The sequence below is a fragment of the Paenibacillus sp. R14(2021) genome (assembly GCF_019431355.1).
Taxonomy (GTDB): domain Bacteria; phylum Bacillota; class Bacilli; order Paenibacillales; family Paenibacillaceae; genus Paenibacillus_Z.
In genome coordinates this window covers 5,281,700-5,305,299 of record NZ_CP080269.1, presented here as the reverse complement: position 1 = coordinate 5,305,299, position 23,600 = coordinate 5,281,700, and the positions used below count along the sequence as shown (strand labels likewise).

Sequence of the window (23,600 nt, the reverse complement as noted above, 5' to 3'; positions counted from 1 at the left end):
ACTTTTACTCTATCTTTTTGACATGCTTCTCGTATTCGAGCGGCGTCATACCTGTAATCTTCTTGAACACCGTGAAGAAATAATTGTAGCTGCTGAAGCCGGTCTGCGGCACGATCTCCTTCAAATCGGCTTCGCCTGAGCGGATCAGCTCCTTCGCCTGACCGACGCGGTAACGGCTGACGTAGTCGGCGAAGCCCTGCTTGACCTCTTCCTTGAACAGCCGGCTCAGGTACGAGGCATTGACGCCGATTTCGTCGGCTGCCTGCTGCATCGTCACGGCTTCGGCATAATGTCTGCGGATCCAATCCAAGGCGCGGCGCACAGGTTCCGAGTAACCGGCACCAATCTGGTTGGCCTTCAGTCCGCGGATTAGGCTGTCGAACACACCTGTCATCCACTCCCGCATCGCCCCGATCGTATCGAACCGAAGAATGGTCTCATATGGATTATGATCTCCGCCGAAAATAACGCCGCTCGAGAGGCCCGCTTCCTTGGCGATTTTGTGCACGATATGAAGCAGCTCCACGCACGCCATCTGCGCGGTTTTGGAAGCGGCTCGCACCGCGACCATACGCTCGAACAGCTCGCCCAGCAGCGCCATGCACCCGCTCTCGTTCAGCTTGAGCACCTGCTGCGACAGCTGCTGCGACAGCTTGACGTCGACCGTTATCGCGGAGCCGTTCTGCCCTCGCTTCGGAATGTCCGGCCAAATCACCGTATCGTTGCCGGCATAGAACCGTTCGCTGAGCGCTTTCTCCGCAGCCGAATAGGCTTCCTTCACACGACCGATGCCGTTGAACGACGAGCTGACGCTGCAGCTGACCGTCAAGTTCAGCTGTCGCTTGATGCTGGTGCGCATGCGGCTCAGCGTCTCATGAATGAGCGCATGCCAGGCCAGCTGGCTGTTGGTGCTGAGGCAGAAGAGCACCGCGAAGCGGCCTTCCTCCAGCTGGGTGACATAAGCGCGATCCGCGTCCGACGCAATATTGACGACGATATCCTCCAGCGCGCTCGCCAGCTGCGCGAGCTCGGCCTTGCTCCGGGTATCCCGAAGCATAAGAATATGATCGCATTCCATCACCACAACGGTCAGAATGCTATCGTACACGTCCATATGCATCCGCTCGAGCTCTGCATTCATTTCTTCCTCGGATGCGTAAGCGCCTTGCACGAGCTTGCGCACGGCGCTGCGCTGCAGCACCGATTGGCCGAGCGCAAGCTGACGCTCAATGTCCATCGTACGCTGCTGCTCCTGCTTGCGGGCAGCCAGCTGCTCGGAGGCCGCTCGCAGCGATTGCAGCATGACCTCGGCCGTCAATTCATGCTTCAGAATATAATCGACAGCGCCGCTCTTCATACTGCCCCGGATATAGTGGACATCGCTGTAGCCGCTCAAAGCAATCACCTTGGCATCCGGCAAATGTTCCGCCAAATAAGCGATCAGCGCCGTGCCGTCCATGCCCGGCATGCTCATATCGGTGACGACGATCTCGGGTCTCCTTGCCATAGCGATTTCGATGGCGGCTTTGCCGTTCGTCGCTTCGCCGCAGATCGCGAAGCCGAAGCTCGTCCAATCCATCAGATGCTTTAAGGCACTCAGCATCGGCAGGTCGTCGTCGACCAATAATACGTTAAGCATGGCTATTCCTCCTCTCGATGCGGAATGCGAACCGTCACCGTCGTATATAAATCAGGTACGCTCGTTACCGAGAGCCCATATTTGGGGCCGTAATGCAGCTTGATTCGCTCCTGTACGTTGCGCAGACCGATGCCGCTGAAGCGCAGCTTGTTCTTCTCGAACGGCGAGCCCGCTTCGAACAGCGATTCGAGCTTGTCCTGCGGCATGCCGACACCGTTGTCGGACACTTGGATCAGGATATCATCGCCGTCCCGCGCTGCCTTCACCGTAATCATGCCTCTGCCCCTCAGCGGCTCGATGCCGTGGATCAGCGCGTTCTCGATAATGGGCTGAAGCGTGAACTTTAGAATCGTGCTCGCCGCAATGCTTTCATCGATATCGAACACCGCTTCGAATTTATCGTAATACCGGAACTCTTGAATGTTCAAATAATGCCTCAAATAGAGCGTTTCTTCGTGAAGCGTCTGAATTTCACCGCCCTTGCCCATGCTGTTGTGCAGGAGAACGAGCAGCGAGGAGACGAGATCCTTAATATTATCGGCCTTCTGAATGTCGGCCAACCGCTTAACCTGATTCAGCGTGTTGAACAGAAAATGCGGATTGATCTGCGCCTGAAGCGCCTTGAATTCCATATCGTGCCGGTTCTTCTCCGTGCGCTTCACATCTTCCACGAGCAGCTTGATGCTCTCGACCATCTGGTTGAACCCGCGGCTGAGCTCTTCTACCTCGTCGCCCGAGCGGATGGCAATCGTCTCGCTCAAGTTGCCGGTGCCGACCCGTTTCATGGCCGTATGCAGTCTGCCGATTCCGCGCGTAATCGTCCTCGCCAGTATCGTCGCGACGAGCAGGGCCGCAACCATGGTGAGCAACGGTACAAGCATGGAGGCATTGGCCGTCTTCTTGCTGCTCGCGAGCAGCGCCGACTTCGATACGAGTGCAGCCGTCGTCCAGTTCGTATAGTCGGATTTGTAATAAACGATATACATCGGCTCCCCGGCGACCGTCATCATGAGGCGTCCCGACGAGCCGGACAGCTTCGGCATGATAGCCGCGTATTCGGTCTGTCCAATGTTCCGGTTAATGTCCAGGTTATGTGCCGCAAATACGAAGCTGCCCTTGTCGTCCATCAGGAACAGCCGTCCGTCCTCGGTGATGGGCGAGCTGAACATCTTCTGCACGACCTCGTAGTTGAAATCGATCTGCACATAGCCGACTGGGCGACCGCCGTCCATAATCGACCTTGCGATCGAAACCACGTTCTGATTCGGAATCGCGGACACTTTGTTCAAATCGGAGCCCGCGTGCGTCGTCACGAATACGGGCTTGCCCTTGCGCTCCACCATTCGCTTATACCAAGGGGACGCCCTAAACTGCTCTGCGGTCAGCGTGCTGCCCTGCGAATACGACCTCCCGTTCTCGCTGACGACACTGATGCCGGAAATATAGTATTTGTAGCCGTAGAAGCTGGCAATGTAGTTGTCCAGCTTGCGGTCCTTCTGGAGCCGGTCGTATACGGAATCGCCCGCATCGCCAATTAGGACATCGATGACGTTCGGTCGGTTCAGCGCAATCGTCGTGCTGATGAAGTCGATGTCCTTCATCGTCAATTCGAACGTCTTGTTCGCTTCCGTAATGGAACGGTACATGAAATCCTCCGACGATTCCCGCAGGCTGGACGAGTATTGCCTGTACCACAGCAGCGTGACCACGCTGAGGGACGCAATCAACAGAACCGAGAAGCTGATAAAAATTTTAGTGCGAATACTATAACGCATCCTATACCTCCGCTGGCGCCGAACAGAAGCACTCCCGCGATTCACGGTCGCGAAGATGCCCCTTCCAAATATATTCTCCTATCATAGAGGCAACTATGTTCAGGTGACAATAGCTCTTCTATTCAAGGAGCAGTCAGACGCGAACTTGAATTACAGCGAATTTTCTGACAAGATGAGCTAGAGACGCGGCTTAGTCAGTATTCTTAACCAATGAGGAGTGTGTTCGCTGTGAAAATCAATTACCATGGCCATGCCTGTATTCAAATCCATACCGGAGGCAAATCGCTCATCATCGATCCCTTTCTAAGCGGCAACCCCGCTGCCAAGATCAAGCCGGAAGATGTACAGGCAGATGCCGTGCTGCTGACCCATGCCCATCAGGATCATATCCTCGATGCGGCGCCGATCGCGAAGGCCAGCGGTGCTCCGGTCGTATCGATCGCCGAGCTCGCAGCCTACATGTCCTGGCAGGGCGTATCCAATACGATCGGAATGAACATCGGCGGAACAGTCGATCTCGGCTTCGCCAAAGCCAAAATGGTCCAAGCCTTCCACAGCTCGGGCATCGTCATTGAAGAAACGAAGCAGATTCTGTACGCGGGCATGCCTGCCGGCTTCCTCATCTTCGCCGAAGGCTTAACGATTCTGCATGCAGGCGATACGTCGTTGTTCAGCGATATGAAGCTGATTGGCGAACGCCATCCGATCGACGTCGTTTTCCTGCCGATCGGCGACTATTATACGATGGGACCCGAGGACGCGCTCCAAGCGGCGCAATGGTACAACGCGAAGCTGACCGTTCCGGTTCATCACAGCACCTTCCCTGCGATCAAGCAGGATGCCGAGCAGTTCGTACGGCAGCTGGAAGAGCTTGGCCTGAAAGGACAAGCAGTGGCTCCCGGCGACGAGCTTCACGTCGAAGGACGCTAGAACCTAATCAATCAGGACAGGCCGGCACACCCGCATCGTGGTGTTCCGGCCTGTATTTGTTAGGGCAGTTTACTCAATTACTTGAGCATGCTCACTTGGTAAGAGGGGATTCTATCAACGTTGCAAACTTGAATGGATGCACGTGACCGTCTTCTAACGTCGTTCGTCCATGAACAAAATGAACATGTTTGCCCTTTCCTACTCGGACCGCAGGACCGGATGTGATCTTCTTCAAATTATGAAAATGACCAAAGAAATCGGTGTGGGTCAAGTCAATTTCATGGACATGACTCTTTCCTTTTCTCTTCGCTTGCCCCGTGACGCCCGCAAACCGGTGATTATGCCGATCGTTGCCTTCTTCGGCCAACCGGGTGCTGCCTGCGAATTCATGAACATGCCGTTGTTTTCTTGAATTACCATAAGCGCTTCCCGTTATCTTCTTGATGGCTGCTTGCTTCTTCTTCACTTGGTTTGCCCCTCCCCGGGATACAATGGTCCCACCTCATCTTATTGAGGCAACCGTTCCGGCGTGCTGGGCAGCTGCCGCCCCCCAGGGAAACCATGCGCCGTCCAAAGCAAACAGCCTGCATCCGGCAAAATGCAGGACGCAGGCTGTTTACGGCCGGACTCAATTACTAGCTAAACGGAAAGCGGGAAATGACAAGCAACCTCTCTGTCAAACCCGATCGACTGCGGGAGCGGCTCTTCGGTCCGGCAGCGATCCTGCGCGTACGGACAGCGCGGATGAAACCTGCAGCCCGAAGGGGGATTGACCGGAGAAGGCACTTCGCCTTGCAGCATGATGCGGTCTCGCTTCTGACCTGGTGACGGCTGCGGGATAGCCGACATCAGCGCTTTCGTATACGGATGGCCCGGACGGGCGAACAGCTCGTCCGCAGGCGCAACCTCCACGAGCTTACCCAAGTACATGACGCCGACCCGATTCGAGATATGCCTTACGACATTAAGACCATGCGCGATGAACAGATACGTCAGACCGAGGTCCTTCTGCAGCTTCATCATGAGATTTAATACTTGAGATTGAACGGATACGTCAAGCGCGGATACCGATTCGTCCGCAACGATGAATTTCGGGTTCAATGCAATAGCGCGCGCAATGCCGATCCGCTGACGCTGACCGCCGGAGAACTCATGCGGGTACCGATTGCGCCGGCTCGTATCCAGACCAACCATATCCATCAGCTCGACGACCCGGTCGTCGATGTCGAGCGCCGACATGCGGCGGTGAAGACGAAGCGGCTCGCCAATGAGATCCCGAATCAGGAAACGCGGGTTTAACGAGCCCATCGGATCCTGGAAAATAATTTGCATTTCCTCACGGAGTGCTCGCAGTTCTTTCGGGCCGGCCTGTTGAATATCCCGCCCTTCGAACAGCACTTCGCCTCCTGTCGCCTTCTGCAGGTGCAGCATGACACGGCCGAGCGTCGACTTGCCGCAGCCCGATTCGCCTACAAGACCAAACGTTTCGCCGGGGCGAACGCCAAAATTGACGTTATCGACTGCCTTTACGTGGCCCGCAACGCGTCCAAGCAGCCCTTTCTTGATCGGAAAATATTTTTTTAACTGCTTGGCCTCTACCAAATACTCATTCGTCATCGTGCCGCCACCTCCGGAATTCCGTCTAACCAGCAAGCCGCCCGATGGCCTTCATTCGCTTTCGCCGCAAGCAGCGGCGGCTCTTCGTTCAAACAGCGTTCCGTCGTGTGGGGACAACGGTTATTGAACCTGCAGCCCTTAGGAATTTCACCGATTCCCGGTATGCTGCCCTGAATCGTATAGAGTTCTTTTCCCGGCTCTTCCTCAATCCGGGGAATAGAACGAAGCAGCCCAACAGTATAGGGATGACGAGGCGTATTGAAAATATCATCAACCGTTCCCTCTTCAACGATTGCGCCTGCGTACATAACGGCAATTCGGTCAGCCATCTCCGCAGCTACGCCCATATCGTGCGTAATGAGCAGCGTGGCGGTTTTGTGCTCGCGCTTCAAGCGGCGGAGCAAGTCGAGAATTTGAGCTTGAATGGTTACATCGAGCGCAGTCGTCGGCTCATCGGCGATAATCAGCTCAGGCTCGCACGCCAGCGCCATCGAGATCACAACCCGCTGGCACATGCCGCCCGACATTTCGAACGGATATTGCTTCGCGCGGATTTCCGCTTCCGGGATTCCTACCAGCTTAAGAAGCTCTACGGCTCTTTTCCATGCGTCCTTCTTGTTCATGCCTTTGTGCGTCCGCAGGCTTTCGGCGATTTGCTCGCCGACCGAGAAGACGGGATTGAGCGCAGACATCGGATCTTGGAAAATCATCGCCATCCGTTCGCCGCGAATTCGGTTCATCTCGCTTTGGCGCTTCTTCGTCAGCTCCTCGCCGTCGAAGCGGATCTCGCCGCCAGCGACGATACCGCCGGCGTAATCGATCAGCCGCATGATCGCGAGCGACGTCACGCTCTTGCCGCTGCCCGACTCCCCGACGACGCACAGCGTCTGCCCCTCCTCGATCGAGAAGGAAACGCGGTCGGTCGCCTTCAGCAGCCCGTCCTCCCTTGGGAAGCCGACCGTCAAGTTGTTTACTTCAAGAATCTTTTTCGCCACCGGTCTAACCTCCTTGGGGAGAGCATCGCGCGCTGCCGCGGATCAAGCACGTCGCGCAGCCCGTCTCCGATAAAATTGACCGCCAGCACGACGATCAGGATGCAGAAGCCCGGGTATACCGCCTGCATCGGGTCAACCAGCATGTATTCCTGCGAGTTTGACAGCATTTGCCCCCAGCTCGTCTGCGGAATTTGAATGCCGAGGCCGAGGTAGGACAACGCCGACTCGGTCAGAATGGCGCCGCCGACCATCAAGGTCGCGTTAACGATAATCGGCGCGGACGCATTGCGAAGCAAATGGCGGAAAATAATGCCCCAATCCGACACGCCGATCGCCTTCGCTGCTTCGACGTACTGCATCTCCCGCAGCTGCAGGAACGAGCCGCGCACGAGCCGCGCCACGCCCATCCAGCTTGTAAGCGACAGCACGAGAATCATATAGTAGAACTTATTTCCGAAGATTGCCAATACTAGAATGTTCAAGAACAACAGCGGAATGGAGTTCATCACGTCAACGAGACGCATGAAGCACGTATCGACGAACCCGCCGAAGTAGCCGGAGATAGCCCCGATCAACGTCCCGATAAGCACTGCCGCGAACGCGACGGCGAAACCGACGAGCAGCGAAACCTGGCTGCTGTAGACCAAGCGCGAGAAGATGTCGCGTCCCAGTACATCCGTGCCGAGCAGGTGATTGCCCGAGCCCGCCGGAAGGTTCGGGAACATCATATCAATTTTCGTTGGACTGAACGGCGCGATGAGCGGCGCCGCGAAGGCGACAATCAGGAAAAAAATCATCACGTAAAGGCCAACCAGCGCGAAGCGGTTCGCTGAAAACTTCTTCCAACCCGTACGCCATGCGCTCGCCGGGCGGCCCGGCTTCGAAATTGCGGGGGTTTCGTTCAAGGTTACGCTTGCTTCACTCATGCCGAGCCTCCTTTCCGGTCCAGCCGAACTCGCGGATCGACAAGCGCGTACAGAATGTCCGCGAACAAATTGCCGATGATGACGAATACCGCGACAATCAGCGTGATCGCCATCAGCACGGAATATTCCCGCGAGATAGCCATCTGCACGAACAGCCGGCCCATGCCCGGCCAGTTGAACACACTCTCCGTCAGCGCAGCCCCTGCCACCAGAATCGGCAGATCAAGGCCAAGCAGCGTCACGATCGGAATAAGCGCATTGCGCAGGCCGTGGCGGAAGATGACGCGCCGCTCCGGCAACCCTTTCGCCCGAGCCGTCCGGATATAATCTCGGTCCATGACCTCAATCATACTCGAGCGCGCATACTTGGAATAACCCGCAAGGAAACCGAGCGTCAGCACGCTGACCGGCAGGACGAGATGAAGCAGCAAGTTGGGCAAATTGCCTTCCTTGCCCATTGTATACATATCGGATAAGGGCAACAGATCCCACTTAAGCGAGAATAGTTCCTGAAGTATAATGCCGAACCAGAACGTCGGCATCGCGAAGCCGATGTAGGCGACGAAGGACGCCGTCTGATCGGATAAGCTGTACTCGACCGTACTGTTGTAGATGCCCCAAGGAATAGCAATCAGGAGCGACAGCACCCAGGCGGTGCCCATCAGAATCATGGTATGACCGATTGTCGGCCACACGATCTTGCCTACAGGAACATGGTTCTTGAACGTATAGCCGAGGTCGCCCTTCAGCAAATTTCCGAGCCAACTAAAGAATTGGACTGGAAGCGGACGGTCAAGTCCGAGATTATGCGCTTGAATCTTAGCTGCTTCGTTGGACAGACCCGGCGACAAATAAATCGTCTTCGGACCGCCCGGGGCCGCGTGAATCAGCAAAAAGCTTAAAATGGCGATAAGCAGCAGCACGAGCGCCGATTGCAGAACGCGCTTTATGAAATATTCCGTCACGTCACATACCCCCTTAATAAGGAAGAAGAGAAGGACCGGATGGACCTTCCCTTCTTATCCATAGAATGTCGTTTCTAAAGTTGTACAGGCTTGGCGTTCCGCGTTATTTCACGGTCCACCATTTGATGGCGTGGTAGAAGTATCCATAGCCGAGCGTCGCTTCCGGCTTATCTGCTTCGTCAAATTTAACTTTGTTTTTGTCGAACGCTTCCGGCGCGCCGTATTGATACAGGAATACGTAAGGCAGGTCGGTCGAAATTTCTTTGGCGGCTTCGGCATAAGCCGCTTTGCGCGCATTCTGATCGACGGTGGAGTAGCCTTTCACCCACAGCTCGTCGAGCTTCGTGTTTTTGTACCAACCGGAGTTTTGGCCGGCAGGCGGGAAGTACTTCGAGGAGAAGATGCTCTCTCCGTCCGGATCCGGGTTGCTGAGCGACCAAGCAAGCAGCAGCGCCTCGAATTTGCCCGGCGTGACGTTCTGATCGATCCAAGCCGAGAATTCAATCGCTTTCGGAACAACTTCGATGCCAACGTCCTTCAGGTTTTGTTGAACGACGGCTGCGACTTGCTCGCGGCGGGCGTTACCTGCGTTGTATTGCAGTTCGAAGGAGAAGCGGTGGCCGTCCTTCTCGAGGATGCCGTCTTTGCCCGGTTTCCAGCCATCGTCCGCCAGCAGCTTCTTCGCTTGCTCCGTATCGTAAGCGTAGTTGGTCGCTGCGCTCGCGTCATAAGCCCACGAAGTCGAAAGGAACGGTGCGTTCAAGAGCGTGCCCGTGCCCTTCAGGATGTTGTCGACCATACCTTGGCGGTTAACCGCTGTTGCGATCGCTTGGCGTGTCTTCTGGCTTTGGAACAGCACGTATTTGTCAGGGAAGTTATCCCCTTTGAAGTTGAACTGAATAAATTCGTATTGAGGGCCAGGCTGAGATACGACATTGATATTGTCTTTCGCTTTGACCGTATCCAAGATCGTCAGAGGCACCGACGACACAAGGTCGATATCGCCCTTGATCAGCGCTTGGGTTTGCGTGTTTTGGTCGGCGTAGATTTTGATCGTAACCGTTTTAATATGCGGTTTCACGCTGCCCCAGTAGTTCGGGTCGGCTTCAACCGTATTGTATTGGCCTGCTTCCCATTTCGTCCATTTCCAAGGTCCGTTCGTGATCGTTTTAGCTGGATCTTTTCCGTATGGGTTTTTTTCCAGCTCTTTCACCGGTACGTCCTTCAGAATATGGTAAGGCACGATCGAGGAAGCCAGCGTGTACAGGAACGGTGCGTAGATCTGCTTCAGTTTGATTTCAACCGTGTGCTCGTCGATTTTCGTAATCTTATCGATCTTGTCGACTGTGCTGATGCCAGGCGCGCCGGCATCAGGATTTCTGATCGTATCATACGTATATTTAACGTCGTCTGCCGTAACCGGCTGACCGTCGCTCCATTTTGCTTCAGGCTTCAGCTTGATCGTGTAGGTCAAGCCGTCCGCGCTGATTACTGGGAGCTCCGATGCAAGGGACCATGGCTCGACAACCAAATTGTTGGAACGGTCGATGTCGTACACATTCGCGTTGACGAATGTTCCCAAATCACCTGAGGAAGTATCTCCAATATAGATCGGATTGACGGTGTTGATGTCCGAGAACGTGCCGACTACGAGGCTTCCGCCGTCAACAGGGGCATCCGGAGCTGGTGTAGTGCTTTCATTTGCCGCTGGCGTTTCATTCGTTGCTGCTGGCGTTTCATTTTTGGTGGTGTTATTGGCGGCCGCTTGGTTGTTCGATTCTGTGTTGGAATCGTTACAAGCAGCAAGTAAAGATGCCGTCAAAGTAAGCGTGGACAACAGTACAGTAGCTTTTTTTATTTTCCTCATTTTCCCACATCCCCGTCATTATTTAACAAAATCACAGTTCTCCTCATGCATCGTCTTGCCAAAAAATTAAATCTTATATGTAATTAAAACTAACAAGACTATTACATTCTAACCTTTAAATTTCGAGATTGTAAATAGGAATTTGTAATTTTTATTTAAAAAAATATATAATTAGAGAATTATGCGCTGTTTTTGACGAAATTTGTTGATCTATGTAACATGATAGTTACACGGCAATTTCTGTAATCCAACTTCTATACAAGCTGCAAAATCTCGACCGCAGCTGGTTTGGAAGCACAAAAAGCCCATACCAAAATAAAAGGTATCGGCTTCTAAATTCACTATCGACTAAATAGCCTATTTATCTTTAAAAACTGTTTTAGCTTTAATCATAACGTTCATGCAAGACTAGATATGATTAAAACCAAATCCAATGGCCTCATGCTCGAAGCCTTTCTTAGGAGCACCTATGGTGCCGTATACGCAAACCGCAATCCATTCTCCCTCATGCGCGATCGCTCCAGTCATCTCGCCCCTCACAATCGTAAAGGTCAACCCTACCGTCCGCAAAATATCGCCAAACTGTACGACGCCTCTGCCGATGCTCTGGATAGCTTCGATGATCGCATGATATAAAGCATGGACCTCGCGGTAATTCTCGCTGTCAATGATGCGGTTATTCTTGCCCGCGGTTTCGATGGCTGCCACCACTTTAATCATATCCATCGCGCCAACACGACCGATCGTATACTTAAAGCCTTGCGAAATCAGCATTTGTTCGACCGTTTGCTTCCATTCATGATTCTGAAGAACGGCCAGTAGAATCGATAGCTTGCCGATCGGAAAGGCTGCGTCCTCTGAAAAGTTTTGCATCATCTCAATCTCGTCTCCTGACTTGACTTGGTGCCGGCATCTTCTTGTAAATTGCTGAAGCAGTCAGAACAATGGCTATAAAAAAAGCCTGAAAAAACGAGATGAAATCCCTTTTCTTCAAAGCATCTTCCGCCTACTAAAAACTAATCGAACCTAGCTCTAATTTACTACCAATTCATAAAAACTGTCAATATTTATTTGTCATAAAACATAACATCTTGTAAACGCTTCCGAAATTCCGGTATAAACCAAGATGAAGCGATACGTCAATCGTGTATTCCCTCTATGTTCCAGCTTATGAGGCTTAATGTCTCCAAGATCACTGTACGCATTCGCCGCTAGCATGCCGAGCGCATAGTCGTCGGGGCCACGTCGTGCTGGCGGAATAGACTAGGCAAACGCGTCCGTGTCGAATGAGGAAGCAGGGACCTTCGTTCATGGCCATACCACCCTGCTTCTCCCCCTTATATTCCGGCTTCGTCAGCAGCACCTCCGGGCCGGTAAGCATCCAAGGATTCGCCATGAGCGCCGCGTAAAACGGATCCGTATTCAGGAAATGACCGTAACCGGCAGCATCTCCGCCTCCATCTATGCAGGAATGGAGATCGGTACAATTCGAGGCGGTCGCTTACTGCGACAGTTCCCATAGATCGAATTGAATGAGCGGCGAATGTGCCGGTTCCCCATACAGCAGGACGCCCGTACTATGCGCAAGCGTAGGATAGACTCTAGCAGATAGGCACATGGTCTCGTTGCAGAACGCTTCGACTGTCGAATGGTCGACGAATATGTTAAGCTTCAGCCGTCCGTCCGTCGTCTCGTAATTGCCGGATATCGGCGTGCTGTGCGGCAAAGGCGACAAGCTCGACCGGCTTCGGTCGATCGTAATTTGCTGCGCGGCCCGATCGATCACGATGCACGTCTCTTCTTGGCCGTCCGCAGAGCGCAGGACACTGATACGAAACGGCGATTCGGCACCGGCAAGATCGAGCTCAAGGCTCAGCTCAAGCGCTCTGCCTTCGATACCTGCAATTCGGTCAGCACCAGCTGGAACGAGCTCTTCCTGTCCGGAGTGACGCCCGCGCAGCTTCTGCAGCTCGGGGACAGGTTTTATGGCAAGCTTGCCCGAATCGGTCAGCGTAAGCTCCCGCGGCAGCGCCTGAACGCCGGACCAGCCGGAGATGCCTTCGAACTTCCCTCTCGCCTCATCAGGCATCCAGCCGAACAGAATACATCTGTTTCGGTCATCGATAAGCAGGTTCGGCGCATAGTAGCCTTCCCAGCTCCCAGGGTCGACGACGCCTCTCGCTTCAGGAACCAATTGATACGAATCCGATAGCGTCCCCGTTATATATTGCACGACGCCACCCGGCGAGTAGATGAGCACATACCGGTCACCTTCACGGTAGATCAGCGGACATTCGCACGAGAATTCACCTTCATCCTTATAGAGAAAGTTCAGGAATGTCCAGCTTGTGAGATCCTCCGATTTGTAAATCGTGACGCAGCCCTTGCCTTCAGACGATCCACCGATGACCATAAACCAGTCCTCGCCTTCCCGCCATACGAATGGATCCCTCCAATCCCTGACATCCGCATCGCCGTGAACCGCGGACGTGATGACAGGATTGCCCGGATGCTTCTGCCAGGTCAGCAGGCCGTCGGTGCTTGCCGCCATCCACTGCTCGGCGCCCGTCGCCGGATTACGCTCGCCATCGCCGATGCTCGTGTAGAAGATTCTAGCTTCCGTCCCGTCATGCACGGCACAGCCGGAGAAACAATGCACTTCGCCAAGCTCTCCGGACGGGTAAAGGGCGATCGGAAGATGCTCCCAGTGCACGAGATCCAAGCTGCGTGCATGCCCCCAATGAATGGTTCCCCACTTGTCGCCATACGGGTTATATTGGTAGAACAAATGATAATACCCCTCGAAAAAGATCGTGCCGTTCGGATCATTCATCCAGTTCTGCTCTGGCATAAAATGATAGGTCGGTCTGTACAAATTTTGATTCACTTGAATTCCGCCTCTCCTGGCTCTACAGCCCAAAATTCGATCATGTGCTTGCCGCTTATATCGGCTGGCATATGCGTTACCGTTTCTCCGTTACATTTCATGATGAATGCCGTCCCCCAGCCATGGACGACGATTTCCAGCTGCGCAGCCCGGTAGCGAAGGTTCTCTACGTGAAGATCACGCAGCATTTCGGGCACTGCCGGGGCAAAAATAAGACCCTGCTCCTCATATTCCATCCCCAAAACGCCCAAGTAAAAGTAAGAGATGAAGCCTGCGGCATGCCACAGCTGGCCCGGCCAGCGCCATGCTTTACCGGTCTCAAAATCAATGACTTCATAGAACGTCTTATTCATGACGCCGTTACGCACCTGCTGCGCAATGAAAGTCGTTAAGAGATCCAAGCGTCCTTCCCTTCCCGCGGCAGCCGCCATCCCGCTTGTCCAGACAACCCAAGCCGAGTTGCAGAAGTGGTTCGTTTCTTGGCGGTAAGGGAACACATTGACGCCGAACTCATTCATCGCAACTTCCGGAAGCCGGTCCAATATGCTTTTCCGCTGCGCCTTCGTGGCAATTCCGTAACGCGGCCACATGGCCATCTCTTGTCCGGAGGATTCCCAATAGCCGTGAACATAGCTATCGCTGCCAATCGGGCCGCTTGTATAATAACCCGCTTCTTCGTTCCAATATTGACTTTGAATATTGCGCAACAGAAGCTCTCCCATGTCCGTCCAAGCCTTCACTTGATGCTCTGGTTCTTCCATGTATGCGCCCATTCGCGCCATAGCCCGGAAGGCCTCCATGAAATAAATTTCAGTGGCAAGGCTGAAGCCGCCGCATTCAGGCTCGGGGAAAGCATCATTGGATGTGGATTGCTCGGCACGAACCAGTCCTTGGTCCGTATCGAAGCTCTCTTCCAGCTTGGCGATACGACGCTTGAGATTGAACCAGGTTTCTTGTACCAAAGACAGGTCGCCAGTCGCCAAATAATAATCCCAGATGCCGACAATAGGCATAGCCGTGCCGTCGACGCCATTATCGAAGCCGCCCGTTGTCGTTCGGAGCAGCGATCTTCTCGCGCCTTCCGGGTCCAATATATTACCCGAACGCAGGGCCACGTGCATCGTATCCCGCACCCACACGCCGAAGCCTTCGCCCGGTCCTTGGAACTGCCCCGCCGTCCACATGCCCACCTCACCCTGAAGCGCAAATTCGGCCGAACCGCACCGATAGAAGATGTCAGAGGCTAAGCGATACGCCGCATCGATCGTCGCATGTCCGGTATGAAGGTCCGGGAGGCTCGCTATCTCTGCGCGGGGATGCCATACCGAATCGCGGTCGATGACCCGGGTCATATCATTCCATTCCGTATCGCGCCACACAAAATCTTCAATAACGCGCGTCGGCGAAACGATGGTATTACGGTCAGGCACGTAAGCCGGCGGTTCTCCGTAAACGGCGTCTTCGATGCGATGATTGAAGATCGTGTAGCTGTTCGACCGGTAGACCACCGTATCGTCCTCGGCTGCGTCCTGAATGAGCTGCCTTGCTTCCGGCTTCGGCCAAATGCCGCGAAGCCCGAATACTTCAATAGCTGCCGCGCTTACCCTTCCTCTAGGACATTGCAGCTGAATCGTACGTTTGGCATAGTCCGGCCTAGCCGCAACGGACATGATAGCCTCGCCCTCGCAGGCGAATAGCTCAAGCGATGCCGTATCCAGCAGCATGCGAAGCGTTAAGGTCCCTCTTACGGCCGGCAACGGCACGGTTACGCCCTGGCATTGAAGCTGCTGCCGACTCATATCCACCGTAATACCGATCCCGTACAGCTCAATGTCGAGCAGCGTATCCGCCTCGGCTTCAAGCGCCAGCTCGACATCAAGCAGATCCGAAGTGATCGCATCCGGATAATTGTCGGCTGGTAAGATTCGTATATCCGGCCATTCACCCGGAGCGATTCGAAATTGCAATTCCTGCGCAAATCGCTGCTCATGATGCACGTCAACGCCTGACCATCTTCTATGCCAGATGCGCAGACGCTCTAGTTCATGAACAGGCATCGCTTGCAGCCGGATTCCCTGCTCCGTCGTACGCAGCTTCAGCTCAGTCGGAATAAGCAGCAGCTGTTCAGACGGTGATTCCGAAGCCGGGTTCCCATGACCGGTGCCGACCAAGATACAACGTTTATCGGCTTCCTTCAACGTCCATGCATTAGCCAACCACCCTGTACCGAACGGCATTCGGGCCGTTTCAGCGATGAATCGCTGCTCGATGAATTGACCAAGCTCATAGGTCTGGTTGTCATAGAGTCGAAGCCATTTCAGCTGATGCCGATTGCCGTCCACCGGCAGCTCAATGAGCTGGGATTCCAATGGGCGCTTAGCATTCGTGTACGCCATATGCCGACCATCGGAATTCGCTTCGGCCTCATGCCAGTGGATGAGATCCTTGCTGGTCGCGTATCCTGCCCTTTTAGCCGGCTCGCCGCTGCCCAACTCCCGATGTTCATACCTGAGATGCCACTGTCCCGCTTGCCAATCCAGGCCGATCACTCCGCCGATCCAGCCCTTCTCCGTCGTAAAATGAAACTGCGGGCGAACGTTCTCTCGGTACAACTCTTTCTCTTCCACTATGTTTACCTCCTTAACCAGAATGATAGAACCGTTTGCGAGAACAGGATGAGTCCTATTAACAATTCGCTCTACGAAGTCAATTTCATCCTTCGCCGCCGAAAATGCCCAGCCGTCTGGAAAATGAAAGTCTTTGTCCGGTACTCGTAATAGAAAGGAATGATATGCAGATGTGTCAGTTGAATATTCAATTACGGAAAAGGGAGCAGCCTTTTCGAGCGTGTTTACTGAAATAAATCGTTGGAAAACCGAATGGGAATCTCTAGTTCAAAATCACCATCTCGTTGAAGGTATAGCAGGTATTCATTTTCTTCATAAGGAGGCTATTTTTTTAATATGCTTTAGAAAAATAAAGTCATGCGCCTCGAGTTTATAGATAAAAAAATAAGTACACACAAACAGAGCTTTAAAGGGGTAAATTGCCATGTATGGATTATAGCTGCAGAAAACTCAAAAAGGCCGCCGATTACCGGCGGCCAGTTATCCTATTTATCTGTTAGCTTGCTGGGAAATTTGTACTGCGAGATGTACTTTCCCATGCGCTGAACTCTGTTTAAGGCTTGTCCTCCTGCTCAATCATCTTGATTATGACCGGTGCTATTGACGATTTTTTGCATGATTCCAGTTTTCATGCCGCCCGGTTCTAAGAGTAGAACCTTAATGCCAAGCGGCTCTACTTCTTGCCAGAATGCTTCTGTCAGGCCTACAAGAGCGAATTTACTTGCACTGTAATAGCCAAGCGATGGCATCCCAATTACTCCGTTGAGAGAAGAGACATTAACAATCGTGCCTTGCTTTCTTTCACGCGTGCCGGGAAGGACGGCTCTAAGTTAAAGTGATTTTCGTAATAGGTTACGAACATCCTCAGCCTTTAACGGCACATAACTACCAATCGTCGGAGTGATCATGGCGCTTTCCACCATTTTCTCGATTTCCGTCTCATCAATGTCGTAATACGAAAGCGTTGCCGGCGCGCCAATTGAAGTCCAAAATGCCCTCAGACTTGCGATTGTTTCTGCGGCCAACTGTGCATCGGACTTGCCTTCCTTCGCAAGATTGAATACCCGTTCGCCTAACTGCGCAATTTTCTCAGGTCTAGTCTTCGCGACGTGTTCCATCCAATGCGGGAATAGAATCGCCAATCCGCCGCCATGCGGAATATCGTGAACGGCCGAAACGGCGTGTTCGATATTGTGCGTCGCCCAATCGGTACGTACACCCATCGCCAATAGTCCGTTTAATGCAAGCGTACCGTTTAGCATCATAATTGCACGGTAATCGTAATTGTTCAGCTCTTTCACCAGCTTCGGCGCTGTCTCAATAACCGTTCGCAGGATAGCTTCGCCAATTTGTTCCTGTATGGGTGCGCTTTCGGTGGCATGGAAATATTGTTCAAACACATGCGACATGATGTCCACAATTCCGTAGATCGTTTGATCAAGCGGAACGGAATACGTTAATTCCGGATCCAGAATGCTGAATTTGGGATAAACAAGGATTGAACCAAAGTAACGCTTGCTTTTTAATTCCCAATTCGTAATGACCGAGTTGCCGTTCATTTCGCTGCCGGTAGCTGCCAATGTCAAGACAACGCCGATCGGCGTAGCAGCTACCGGCACGGCCTTATTGATTACGATATCCCACACATCGCCTTCATAGTGCGTTCCTGCTGCAATGGATTTCGCGCAGTCGATAACGCTGCCTCCTCCTACAGCCAGAATGAAATCCAGCTTGTTTTCTCTAATCAGGCTGATCCCTTTATTAACCGTAGTAAGCCGGGGATTTGGCTCAACCCCGCCTAGCTCAACGACAAATGCATCAAGTTCTTTTAGTTGATCCATCACTTGATCGTATAAACCGCTTCGTTTGATGCTCCCTCCGCCATATAGAAGAAGTACGCGCTTGCCGTATGCCGGGATTTCGGACTGTAAATTTTTCAGCGTACCTTTTCCAAAAATAAGCTTCGTCGGATTTTGAAATTGAAAGTTATCCATGTCTCATGTCCTCCAGTTCGAATATTTTTTTATTTTAGAAGCCTATTCCGTATACACAACGATTTTGGCAGTGAAACCGACTATCGAGTCCTATTGTTTGTCTCGATCATGCTTATTACACCTAATAAAAACCGAAAATGGTCATAAATTTGACGTGCGGAAAATCACGCAAGCTTCTTGCACTATGAAGCTGCGAATGACCGGCCTCTAATAAGACTAACAAGAAGAAAAATAACCGGTAAACCGACGATGAAAATAGGGAAAATGTATGGAATCCAAACAAAGTTCGCATAATCCATCACACCATAGATGTTTGTAGGCAGTAAGGAAATAGCGAATATGACGGGTGCAGTGAATCCAATCATTCCCCGCCATTTCTTGCTACCAAACAATTGTGCTGTTCCATAACTGTTGATGAACAAGTAAATGGACAGCTTTACTAATACGCTGAAAATCCAGATGAACACAATCCAGACATCCATATTTTGAACGAACTCCAGATAATTAATAAAGCGAACCATAGCAAAATACGGAAAATACATGGTCGATCCGATTGATGTTCCGAATGTTGCAATGACCATAATTGTCGCTACAATTGCGATTAGGGATGGAATACAAATGGCCAATAGAATCGGCTTAAGCAGCTTTTCAGGCTTCGCGATAAAAGGCGTTAACATCATAATCATCATGGATTCTCCAAGGAAGGACGCATTCACGAACGACCCCTTGATAATGGGTACGACTCCAGAATCCGCGTACATCGGCAGCAGAAGCGATAGGTGCAAATTGGGTATATTTAATGCAAATGTAATGACAATGCCGATGAGAATTAAGGGCCCTGCTATTTCACTGAAACGTGCAATAGCCTCGACACTGCCGGCGATGTTGATATAAACCATTGCCGATACCATCAAAGCTGAGATCACCCATACCGGCGTATCGTGGAATAGAACCTGCTTAATAAATAATGAAAATATTCGTAATATATCGGAACAAACGGAATACCATACCGCAATATACATCAGACTAATTAACTTTCCGGCCCACTTCCCAAACAGCTTTTGAGTAAACTCTACCAGCGTATGGGAAGAATGCCGCTGGCTGACTCGAACTAAAATCAACGTTTCGACCAGACCAATTAAACCTGCCACGGCAAAAGAGATCCACGCGTCTTGGTTGGCGTTTTCAACCGTTGGTGATATCGTTAGCCAGATCGACATCGAGATCTCTAACGTTGTAAATATCCAAAACAACTGCCAAGTTGAAATTTTCATTCTCGTTCTCCTTTTCCTATGATCCGCCTGCGTATATCTCCCGTACTCTGAATATTCATTTTGACGCTAACCGACACTTCAACCGTCGGAAATAATTGATCCCATCTATTCCGAAGTTCTTTCCAGCGATAAGGATGCTCTCGGTGAAACTCCTCACCGATTCCGATTACATCCTGTCCATACTTAAGCTGCAGCTTCTTTATGGTTTCTTCCACTTGCTTTGCTTTTATTGCGTTTAACCTGCGTTCGACCCGATTGCGTTCGCTGGATACAGAAAGATCAATGTCCATATTGTTTTCAAGCACCCTTCCGGTTCCCGCTAGTATTATATGCGCCTTCAGCTTATTGCCATCAAATGCAGTTCGGATCGATTGTTTTAGATTGGATTCATATAAAGCTATGCTCCCTTCTTCCAACTCTTCCGTAACGAATTGATTTTTCAATACACCTTTGGCCCAGAATAAATCCAACGATTCTCTCCCGCTCACCTCCCCGACCATCTGCAAATGTTTATTAAAGATGGCAACGGATCTGACATCGAATATTTTGCTTTTCTCCTGCTGATTCTTCGGCGAAATCTCGACCATCGGCATGGAAGGGCGAATGCCATCCCGCCCTGCATCGATTAAGACATCTCGTAAGGCCGTGTCTCCTAAGCGGCAAAACCGGTCTTGTTCAACAGCCACGATCGCAGAGAATTGGTTGAACGGACTGTTAATATTCAATAGTTCCTTTCCTTCTCCGTTATTCACAACGAAAATATCCGTCCGCAGACGCGTATCGGTATTTCGCGTAAATTGATCCATTACGTCGATTAATCCTTTCCGTGCCAGCTTCTCTCCGATAAAAATGGATCTGCGATGCCCAAGAAAGACTCTGCGAGGCAGCTTGTCTTGAATCTGCTGCGTCAAATCTCCGATGGACGATCCGGTCGCCGTTAATACAATGTTCGCCCTTTGATTGTTTCCCCCGCCGCCCTTGACACTCTTGTAATCGGCGGGAACCGCGATTTGGGCGCTTTTTTGAAGTTTGCCGTTCTCCGATAAGTCCAAGGCAGTTCCAATCCAGAATGCGTAATCATTAATCTCATTTCTGTCCCAGCATCCGGAGAGCATCAATGCCTGTGTCAATAGAAGGAATAGACATCCGATTTTCTTCATTGTTTTCGCTGAGCTGCCGAGATGTATCGTTTATTCATTCGCATCAGCGTATCCTTCCAGAAATTCCGCCCAATAGGCGCTGCCGGTTTTAAGTAAGGCATACCGAATGACTTGAGTGTCACAAGATGAATCATAATGAACATAATCCCGATCGCAACGCCGTACAGGCCAAGGACTCCGCCTGCTACCAGCAGCGGAAAGCGTAGAATTCGAAAAGGCAAGGCCAAACTATAGCTAGGAAAAGCGAACGAAGCAATTCCGGTACCAGCGACGATCATTACGATGGGAGCAGAGATAAATCCAGCTTGGACGGCTGCTTCCCCAATAACAAGCGCACCTACGATGCTCACAGCAGATCCGATGGCTTTAGGCAGTCGAAGACCGGCTTCCCGTAATCCTTCGAACATAAGCTCCATGAGCAGCGTTTCAATAACGGTCGGAAACGGAATTCCTTCTCTAGATGCTGAAATACTAAGCATCAGCGCAAGTGGGATCATCTGTGGATGGAACGTCGTAAGCGCAACATAGATGGATGGAAGCAGACAAGACATGAGGGCCAGCAGGAACCGTATAAGTCTGACTGCCGAGACGTATAAGAAGCGTTCATAATGGTCTTCTGCTGCTTGAAAGCCTGCCCAGAATGTCATTGGCAGCACCAGTGCGTTCGGCGAGCCGTCAACGATAATGGCTACTCTTCCTGCCAACAAACCTGCGGAAACGGTATCTGGACGTTCTGTATTTTGGATTTGCGGGAAAAGGGATAAGGACTTGTCCTCAATAAATTCTTCAATATAACCTGAATCGAGCAGTTGATTCGTGTGGAACGATTGAAGTCTTGCCCTGACTTCTTGAAGCAATTCCGGTTTGACTTTATCTTCGATGTACGCAACGACAAACGAAGTATTGGTTAATTCTCCTGCTTGATGATTTTCGAACTTGAGTTTCGAATTGCTTATTATTCTTCGAATCAAGCTTAAATTTGTTTTTAGGTCTTCGGTGAATCCCTCGCGCGGACCGCGAATAGATGCCTCGTTCGAAGGTTCATTGATTGCGCGCTGTTTGAAAGCGGCCAGCTCCGCTACATAAGCAAACGGCTTACCATCTAGAAAGATGGCCGTACTTCCTTTCAGGACTTTCGCCACGATTTCCGAAAAGTGAATGGCGATTTTATATTGCGCCAGTCGATCGAAATCACGACTTATCATACATGCCGATATAATCTGTTCCAATTTGTTCGAATCCGTTAATTCTTCAATATAAACGAGAAGAATGTTCGCGTGATCAGATAGCTTTAACGGTCTAAATACGACATCGGCGCAATTATGAAAAATGGCTTGCAGCGCGTCATGATTAATGTTCATGCTTTCGCTCACATCCACAGGAATGCTTGGCTCCACGCTGTTTCCACTCCTTTCCATAATTTTCATCGCCTATTATGCGCAGAGAATCGCTGCTTTATTCGATATTAAATAAGAAGAGAGGCACTGCTCGCAGCAGTGCCTCTCTATGTTCTTGGGACTTATGGTTGGAATAGACGCAAAACGATCCCCTAATAGGGTTAGCTTTGCGTCTTCGGCTCGATAAATAGGATTGAGAATGTCCTGAACTCGCTACGGTATCGCTTATCCCTGCCTTTACGCGGTTATATCGGGCATAGTCTCCTCGACAACCGATAGAGTTGGCATCATGTCCTTCATATGGATGACTCTCTTCTCAAGACGCGATTGCTCCGCGGCGAACGCCATCATATGACTTTGAACCGATGTGGAGGCCGAGGTCAATATTTCGGTATGCCCGTTGCTGCGGATGACGTTCAGAAAATCCTTCATCAGTCCGTAATCTCCGCCACCATGACCGACATGCCCTCCCGGATCTCCGAGCGTTATCACTTCGCGTTTGCCCGTGCCGAAATGGAGAATTTCAATTTCGTTCTTCTCCATCGCCCCGCGAATTTCTCCCGTCGTCCCCATCAATTTGATCGTCCGGGTGCACTCTTCCGTAAAAGCACTCATCGAAAACATGGCCGTCACTTCGTTCGCGAATTCGAAATTCACGACTTGATGGTCGACGACGTCATTGTCGCAATGATAGACGCATCGGCCGTAAGGCCCTTCCTGTAACGCCTTATACCTGGCTTCGTAGCTCAAGTCATCGCTCATCGCTTGGGCGAGCCAGCCCGGTTCTGAAGTCAAATACCATTTTGGCGCATAATAGGGGCATTCGTCGGCAACCGGGCAGCCGTCAAGGCAACGCTCGGGTGCGCCCTTCGGGGCTTGGTCGGCTCGAAAGTGGGACAGCCCGCCGAAGGAGGAAATGCTTACGCAATCGTCGCCTGCGAGCCAGAGCAGTACATCCATATCGTGACACGATTTTGCCAGTATCATCGGGCTGGACGTTTTGGAGCTGCGCCAATTCCCTCTTACGAAGCTGTGCGCTTGATGCCAGTACCCCACATTCTCGTTATGCTGGATCGACATCAGACGGCCAATTGCTCCGATGTCAAGCAGATGCTTAAGCGTGCTGAAGAACGGCGTATACCGCAGCACGTGGCAGATCGTCAGCACACGGCCGTACTTGTCCGCTTGCGCTTTCATCTGGAAGCATTCTTCAAGGCTCGGGGACATCGGCTTTTCGAGCAGCACGTGATACCCAGCCTCCAGCGCGCGCATCGTCGGCTCGTAATGCATATGGTCTTGCGTGCAAATGATGACCGCATCGGCGAGCTTCGGGCGGGATAGCAAATCCCGCCAGTCGCCGAAGCACTGCTCTTCCGTCAATCCGTGCAGCCGCCTGAATCCGTCTACCCGGTCCATATTCGGATCGGCAACTGCGACCACCTTCATCTCATGACTGTTCTTCAGCCCGTAACCCGTATACACGCCACCGCGGAGACCCGCTCCGATTAAAGCGACCGTTACCTGATTCATGTCAATCTCCCTTCCCC

At 51.8% G+C, this 23,600-nt stretch carries 18 protein-coding genes; 1 reads left to right on the top strand and 17 read right to left on the bottom strand.

Annotated features, from left to right (window positions below; genetic code table 11):
- Positions 1 to 4: 4 nt before the first annotated feature.
- Positions 5 to 1,639, bottom strand: a complete 1,635-nt coding sequence (locus KXU80_RS24565; protein WP_219835728.1) for a response regulator transcription factor — start codon at positions 1,637 to 1,639, stop codon at positions 5 to 7.
- Between the two features lie 2 nt (positions 1,640 to 1,641).
- Entirely contained in the window at positions 1,642 to 3,414 is a 1,773-nt protein-coding gene (locus KXU80_RS24560; RefSeq protein WP_219835727.1) for a cache domain-containing sensor histidine kinase, read from the bottom strand.
- Between the two features lie 228 nt (positions 3,415 to 3,642).
- On the opposite strand from KXU80_RS24560, the gene KXU80_RS24555 reads away from it, so the two are divergent.
- A complete protein-coding gene (locus KXU80_RS24555; protein WP_219835726.1) occupies positions 3,643 to 4,344 on the top strand; it encodes a metal-dependent hydrolase in 702 nt (233 codons plus the stop codon).
- Positions 4,345 to 4,435: 91 nt separating this feature from the next.
- On the opposite strand, the gene KXU80_RS24550 is transcribed toward KXU80_RS24555, so the two are convergent.
- From KXU80_RS24550 to KXU80_RS24480, 15 genes are all read right to left on the bottom strand, one after another.
- Positions 4,436 to 4,810, bottom strand: coding sequence for a YmaF family protein (locus KXU80_RS24550; protein ID WP_219835725.1), 375 nt, complete (start codon positions 4,808 to 4,810; stop codon positions 4,436 to 4,438).
- Positions 4,811 to 4,983: 173 nt separating this feature from the next.
- Complete coding sequence (locus tag KXU80_RS24545; RefSeq protein ID WP_219835724.1) at positions 4,984 to 5,961, bottom strand: ABC transporter ATP-binding protein; 978 nt, start codon at positions 5,959 to 5,961, stop codon at positions 4,984 to 4,986.
- Positions 5,958 to 6,956 carry an ABC transporter ATP-binding protein gene (locus KXU80_RS24540; protein WP_219835723.1) on the bottom strand — a complete coding sequence of 333 codons (999 nt, stop codon included), beginning with the start codon at positions 6,954 to 6,956 and terminating at the stop codon, positions 5,958 to 5,960. Before KXU80_RS24540 ends, KXU80_RS24545 begins: the two co-directional genes overlap by 4 nt.
- On the bottom strand, positions 6,932 to 7,882 hold the full coding sequence (locus KXU80_RS24535; protein ID WP_219835722.1) for an ABC transporter permease: 951 nt from the start codon (positions 7,880 to 7,882) through the stop codon (positions 6,932 to 6,934). The genes KXU80_RS24540 and KXU80_RS24535 overlap by 25 nt, the downstream gene beginning before the upstream one ends.
- Positions 7,879 to 8,847 (bottom strand): ABC transporter permease, encoded by a 969-nt coding sequence (locus tag KXU80_RS24530; protein WP_219835721.1) that lies wholly within the window; start codon positions 8,845 to 8,847, stop codon positions 7,879 to 7,881. Before KXU80_RS24530 ends, KXU80_RS24535 begins: the two co-directional genes overlap by 4 nt.
- Positions 8,848 to 8,950: 103 nt before the next feature.
- Positions 8,951 to 10,714 carry an ABC transporter substrate-binding protein gene (locus tag KXU80_RS24525; RefSeq protein ID WP_219835720.1) on the bottom strand — a complete coding sequence of 588 codons (1,764 nt, stop codon included), beginning with the start codon at positions 10,712 to 10,714 and terminating at the stop codon, positions 8,951 to 8,953.
- A 408-nt stretch (positions 10,715 to 11,122) separates the two neighbouring features.
- The gene (gene hutP / locus KXU80_RS24520) at positions 11,123 to 11,590 is read right to left on the bottom strand and encodes a histidine utilization transcription antiterminator HutP (protein ID WP_374987724.1); all 468 of its coding nucleotides are present in this window, start codon (positions 11,588 to 11,590) and stop codon (positions 11,123 to 11,125) included.
- Between the two features lie 625 nt (positions 11,591 to 12,215).
- Positions 12,216 to 13,601, bottom strand: a complete 1,386-nt coding sequence (locus KXU80_RS24515; protein WP_219835719.1) for a glycoside hydrolase family 32 protein — start codon at positions 13,599 to 13,601, stop codon at positions 12,216 to 12,218.
- Positions 13,598 to 16,228: an alpha-L-rhamnosidase-related protein gene (locus tag KXU80_RS24510; RefSeq protein WP_219835718.1), complete on the bottom strand. Its 2,631-nt coding sequence runs from the start codon at positions 16,226 to 16,228 to the stop codon at positions 13,598 to 13,600. Before KXU80_RS24510 ends, KXU80_RS24515 begins: the two co-directional genes overlap by 4 nt.
- A gap of 572 nt (positions 16,229 to 16,800) precedes the next feature.
- A complete protein-coding gene (locus KXU80_RS24505; protein WP_219839228.1) occupies positions 16,801 to 17,013 on the bottom strand; it encodes an SDR family NAD(P)-dependent oxidoreductase in 213 nt (70 codons plus the stop codon).
- 45 nt (positions 17,014 to 17,058) lie between these two features.
- The gene (locus KXU80_RS24500; protein ID WP_219835717.1) at positions 17,059 to 18,222 is read right to left on the bottom strand and encodes an iron-containing alcohol dehydrogenase; all 1,164 of its coding nucleotides are present in this window, start codon (positions 18,220 to 18,222) and stop codon (positions 17,059 to 17,061) included.
- Positions 18,223 to 18,404: 182 nt separating this feature from the next.
- Entirely contained in the window at positions 18,405 to 19,496 is a 1,092-nt protein-coding gene (locus KXU80_RS24495; protein ID WP_219835716.1) for a GerAB/ArcD/ProY family transporter, read from the bottom strand.
- Positions 19,493 to 20,626, bottom strand: coding sequence for a Ger(x)C family spore germination protein (locus KXU80_RS24490; protein ID WP_219835715.1), 1,134 nt, complete (start codon positions 20,624 to 20,626; stop codon positions 19,493 to 19,495). Before KXU80_RS24490 ends, KXU80_RS24495 begins: the two co-directional genes overlap by 4 nt.
- A 26-nt stretch (positions 20,627 to 20,652) precedes the next feature.
- Positions 20,653 to 22,053 carry a spore germination protein gene (locus KXU80_RS24485; RefSeq protein ID WP_219835714.1) on the bottom strand — a complete coding sequence of 467 codons (1,401 nt, stop codon included), beginning with the start codon at positions 22,051 to 22,053 and terminating at the stop codon, positions 20,653 to 20,655.
- 237 nt (positions 22,054 to 22,290) lie between these two features.
- Positions 22,291 to 23,583 carry a Gfo/Idh/MocA family protein gene (locus tag KXU80_RS24480; protein WP_219835713.1) on the bottom strand — a complete coding sequence of 431 codons (1,293 nt, stop codon included), beginning with the start codon at positions 23,581 to 23,583 and terminating at the stop codon, positions 22,291 to 22,293.
- Positions 23,584 to 23,600: the final 17 nt, after the last annotated feature.

Bases quoted from the DNA above. Each gene is read 5' to 3' on its own strand.
- KXU80_RS24535 (WP_219835722.1), bottom strand. From the start codon at position 7,882: ATGAGTGAAGCAAGCGTAACCTTGAACGAAACCCCCGCAATTTCGAAG.
- hutP (WP_374987724.1), bottom strand. From the start codon at position 11,590: ATGATGCAAAACTTTTCAGAGGACGCAGCCTTTCCGATCGGCAAGCTA.
- KXU80_RS24525 (WP_219835720.1), bottom strand. From the start codon at position 10,714: ATGAGGAAAATAAAAAAAGCTACTGTACTGTTGTCCACGCTTACTTTG.
- KXU80_RS24560 (WP_219835727.1), bottom strand. From the start codon at position 3,414: ATGCGTTATAGTATTCGCACTAAAATTTTTATCAGCTTCTCGGTTCTG.
- KXU80_RS24500 (WP_219835717.1), bottom strand. From the start codon at position 18,222: ATGGATAACTTTCAATTTCAAAATCCGACGAAGCTTATTTTTGGAAAA.
- KXU80_RS24545 (WP_219835724.1), bottom strand. From the start codon at position 5,961: ATGACGAATGAGTATTTGGTAGAGGCCAAGCAGTTAAAAAAATATTTT.
- KXU80_RS24565 (WP_219835728.1), bottom strand. From the start codon at position 1,639: ATGCTTAACGTATTATTGGTCGACGACGACCTGCCGATGCTGAGTGCC.
- KXU80_RS24480 (WP_219835713.1), bottom strand. From the start codon at position 23,583: ATGAATCAGGTAACGGTCGCTTTAATCGGAGCGGGTCTCCGCGGTGGC.
- KXU80_RS24495 (WP_219835716.1), bottom strand. From the start codon at position 19,496: ATGAAAATTTCAACTTGGCAGTTGTTTTGGATATTTACAACGTTAGAG.